This window comes from Mesorhizobium sp. M7A.F.Ca.CA.004.12.1.1, assembly GCF_003997835.1.
Classification (GTDB): domain Bacteria; phylum Pseudomonadota; class Alphaproteobacteria; order Rhizobiales; family Rhizobiaceae; genus Mesorhizobium.
In genome coordinates, this window is sequence record NZ_RZRK01000653.1 from 1 (window position 1) to 3508 (window position 3508).

Here is a 3508-nt window from a genome sequence, read left to right on the forward strand (position 1 = left end):
CCCGCCGGTCGATCCGACACCGCCGGTGCAGGCCGCCGATCCGGAGCCCGAGCCGCCGCCGGCACCACCGCCGGCACCAGTTGCGGATCCGCCCCCGCCGCCACCGGTGGTGCCAACGGATGTGCCTGACCTGCCGACACCGGCGGCGGGCGAGGAGATCCTGCTCTATCGCATCGAGGTTCCGGTCTATTCCGCCTTGCCCCCGGTCGCCGAACATCTGGCGATGACGACGCTCGGCACCTTCCACGAACGGCGCGGCGAGCAGAGCCTGTTGTCGAACACCGAGCTGTCGCCGGTCTGGGGCCGCATCTTCGGTCAGGACAGCAAGATGGCGTATTCAGGAACGGTATCGCCGTCCTTCGACGGCACCCTGTTCGGCCTCCAGGCGGGCTTCGATCTGTTCGGCCGCGAAACCGCGTCGGGCCAGACCGATCGCGCCGGCCTGTTCGTCGCCTATGCCAGCATGAATGGCGACGTGCGCGGCCAGGCGCTGGGCTGGGACAATCTGTCCGTCGGCAGCATGGATATCAACGGCACCAGCGTCGGCGGCTACTGGACCCGGATCGGTCAGGGTGGCTGGTACCTGGACGGCGTCCTCATGGCCACCTTCTTCGGCGGAGACGCAACATCGTCGCGCGGCATCGGCATCGACGTCGGCGGGACCGGTGTCACCGCTTCGCTGGAAGGCGGCTATCCCATCGCGCTGGGGCAAGGCTGGACGCTTGAACCGCAGGCGCAACTGGTCTGGCAGCAACTGTCGCTCGACGATGCATCGGACCGCTTTGCTTCGGTTTCCTTTGATACCGACGGCAACGTGACCGGCCGGCTCGGCGCACGGCTGCAAGGCGAAACAACGATCAATGGCATGGCGCTGCAGCCGTACCTCAAGGCCAACATCTGGCACGATTTCGGCGGCACGAGCCATGTCAATTTCGACACCACCGATATCTCCACCGAGGGCAGATCGACCTCGTTCGAGTTCGGCGGCGGTGTGATCGCCAAGGTGACGGACAAGGTCAGCATCTTCGCCACCGGCGACTACACCACCAATCTCGGCGGCGACGAGCGTCGGATCCTCGAAGGCAATCTGGGGTTCAGCGTCAAATGGTAAGGCTGGCCATGATCCCGAAAAACAGTTTCGGGGTCATGGTCAGACAGAGAGCCTAATTGCTGGAGCGCATCGCCACCGTGGCGATGCCGGCGCCGACCAGCAGCGTGCCGCCGGTGCGGTTGAAGATGCGGATCGCCTTGGGATTGCGCACCACGTTGCGTGCGCGTGAGGCGATCAGCGCATAGCCAAAGGCATTGGCGAAGGCGAGCGCCAGGAAGGTCGTCTCGAAGATCAGCATCTGCGTCCAGAAATCGGCGTGCCGGTCGAGGAACTGCGGCAGAAAGGCGACGAAGAAGGTGATGCTTTTCGGGTTGAGCGCGGTGACCAGCCAGGCGTGCGCCATCATCTTGGCCGAGGAGACCGCGTCGGTGCGCGGTTCGGCTTTCAGCGCGCCGCCGGCGCGAAACAGTTTCACGCCGAGATAGATCAGATAGCCGGCGCCGATCAGCTTCAGGATGGTGAAGACACCAGCCGAAGCTGCCAGCAGCGCGCCGATACCCAGCATCGACAAGGTCATCGCGGTGAAGTCGCCCAGCGCCACGCCGATTGCCATCGGCAGAGCGGTACGCCAGCCCTGGCCCAGCGCGTAGGACACGACGAGAAGGATGGTCGGACCCGGAATGATGAGGAGGATCGTCGACGCGGCGGCGAAGGCGGCCCAGTTTTCGAAGGACATGCTCGTCTCCCTTGAGCTTAAAGAAGAGGATAAATCCTTAGGCCCAGGAGAATGTAAAGAGGCGATTTCCCTGACTGCGCCAGCGGCAGATCGGTGTCAGTTCGCGCCGCTCAGCGTGCTCACGATATCGGCCAGGCTGACATTGGCACCGAGAACGGTTGCCGCCGCGACAATGGCAGCGGCAAAAAGCTTGATGTCGGTTTTTAAGATCTTGCACATGGAGGCCCCTCGCTGATGGTTTGAGGAGTAGGAAACGCCGGCCCGACCGAGGTCTCTTTGTGCAGCAGCCTTCGTTCAAGCCCAGGCAAGAAGGTCGGACATCGTCAAGGCCATGCGCAAATGCAGGCTGTGCAATGTCTTCACGCTTTATCAACCATGAATGATGAAAATGCCCGCTATCCGGCCGGACCGTGCTTCCCGCCGACAGCGTAGGGTCTGGGTATATGCGTGAGTTGCCGCAAGGTCTGACGCCGCCGCGAAATGGCGACGCAATCGAAACCGATCATCATCTTTCCCGCCGCGCCATCCTGTCCGGGGCAGGGGCGCTCGCGCTGCTGAGCGCCGCCGGTTGCTCGACCTCGGGCTTGGGTCTGCCGGAGCTCGAGCTCGACGACGTCACCACGGGTTCCGTGCGGCCGATCCGGCCAAGCATCAGCGTCGACAAGAACATCACCAGCCCCGGCGTCATGTATGCCGGGCTGACCGACGGCGGCTTCAACGTGCCGGAAGTGCCATATCTGAAGGTCAAGCCGGAATTCCGCCGCCAGATCGTCGTCGACACGACAGGCGAGGCGCCCGGCACCATCGTCGTCCATCTCAAGGAGCGCATGCTCTATCTCGTCCAGCCGGGTGGCGACGCCATTCGCTACGGCGTCGGCATCGGCAAGGATGGCTTCCGCTGGTCGGGTCGCGCCAACATCCAGTACGGCAGGGAATGGCCGACCTGGACGCCGCCGCCAGAGATGATTGCCCGCAAGCCTGAACTGGTGAAATGGCAAGCCGGACAGCCCGGCGGCCTCACCAATCCGCTCGGCGCGCGTGCCCTCTACATCTACCAGGACGGCAAGGACACCGGCTATCGCATCCACGGCTCGCCCGAATGGTGGAGCATCGGCCAGGCGATGTCGTCGGGCTGCGTGCGCCTGATCAACCAGGACATCATCGACCTCTACAGCCGCGTCTCCAAGAAAAATCCGGTCGTCGTCGTCTGACGCTTATGCGGCGTGTTGGCGCCGCTCGAAACTCCCGTTGCGCGATGCGGCAAGACAGGCCAAGGTGCCTTGAAAACCATCGCGCCGGGAGAAATCAAGCATGGCTGGAACGTTTGTCATCGCGCAGGGCGGCGGCCCAACCGCCGTCATCAACCAGACGGTTGTCGGGGCGACACTGGAGATCCGCAAGCGGCATCCAGGTGCCAAGGTGCTGGGCTCAATCCATGGCGTGCGCGGCATCCGTGACGGCAATTATGTCGACCTTTCCGCCATCCCCGAGGACCGGCTGCGGCTGATTGCCGGCACGCCGAGCGCCGCCCTCGGCTCGACCCGCGACAAGCCCGACGCCGCCTATTGCGATGTCATCCTCAACGGCCTGAAGAAGGCCGGCGCCGACGCCTTCATCTATATCGGCGGCAACGACACGTCGGGTACCCAGCAGATCCTGACCGATGCCGCCGGCGGCTCAATTGCCTTCGTCCATGCGCCAAAAACCATCGACAATGATCT

5 protein-coding genes are annotated in these 3508 nt (G+C 63.9%); 3 read left to right on the forward strand and 2 right to left on the reverse strand.

Features of this window, described 5'->3' with window-relative positions; translation table 11 throughout:
- Positions 1 to 1111, forward strand: a 1111-nt coding sequence (locus tag EN984_RS27020) for an autotransporter outer membrane beta-barrel domain-containing protein (RefSeq protein WP_127384082.1), incomplete at its 5' end; no start/stop codon positions are given.
- A gap of 52 nt (positions 1112 to 1163) precedes the next feature.
- Here the strand turns inward: EN984_RS27020 and EN984_RS27025 are convergent.
- Both EN984_RS27025 and EN984_RS39395 read right to left on the reverse strand, forming a co-directional pair.
- Positions 1164 to 1787, reverse strand: a complete 624-nt coding sequence (locus EN984_RS27025; RefSeq protein WP_127270197.1) for a LysE family translocator — start codon at positions 1785 to 1787, stop codon at positions 1164 to 1166.
- Between the two features lie 96 nt (positions 1788 to 1883).
- The gene (locus tag EN984_RS39395) at positions 1884 to 2006 is read right to left on the reverse strand and encodes a hypothetical protein (RefSeq protein ID WP_127270199.1); all 123 of its coding nucleotides are present in this window, start codon (positions 2004 to 2006) and stop codon (positions 1884 to 1886) included.
- A gap of 224 nt (positions 2007 to 2230) precedes the next feature.
- On the opposite strand from EN984_RS39395, the gene EN984_RS27035 reads away from it, so the two are divergent.
- Together EN984_RS27035 and EN984_RS27040 are read left to right on the forward strand one after the other, a co-directional pair.
- Positions 2231 to 2998 carry a L,D-transpeptidase gene (locus tag EN984_RS27035; protein WP_127270201.1) on the forward strand — a complete coding sequence of 256 codons (768 nt, stop codon included), beginning with the start codon at positions 2231 to 2233 and terminating at the stop codon, positions 2996 to 2998.
- A 100-nt stretch (positions 2999 to 3098) separates the two neighbouring features.
- The coding region (locus EN984_RS27040; protein WP_206517484.1) for a 6-phosphofructokinase at positions 3099 to 3508 on the forward strand (410 nt) is incomplete at its 3' end.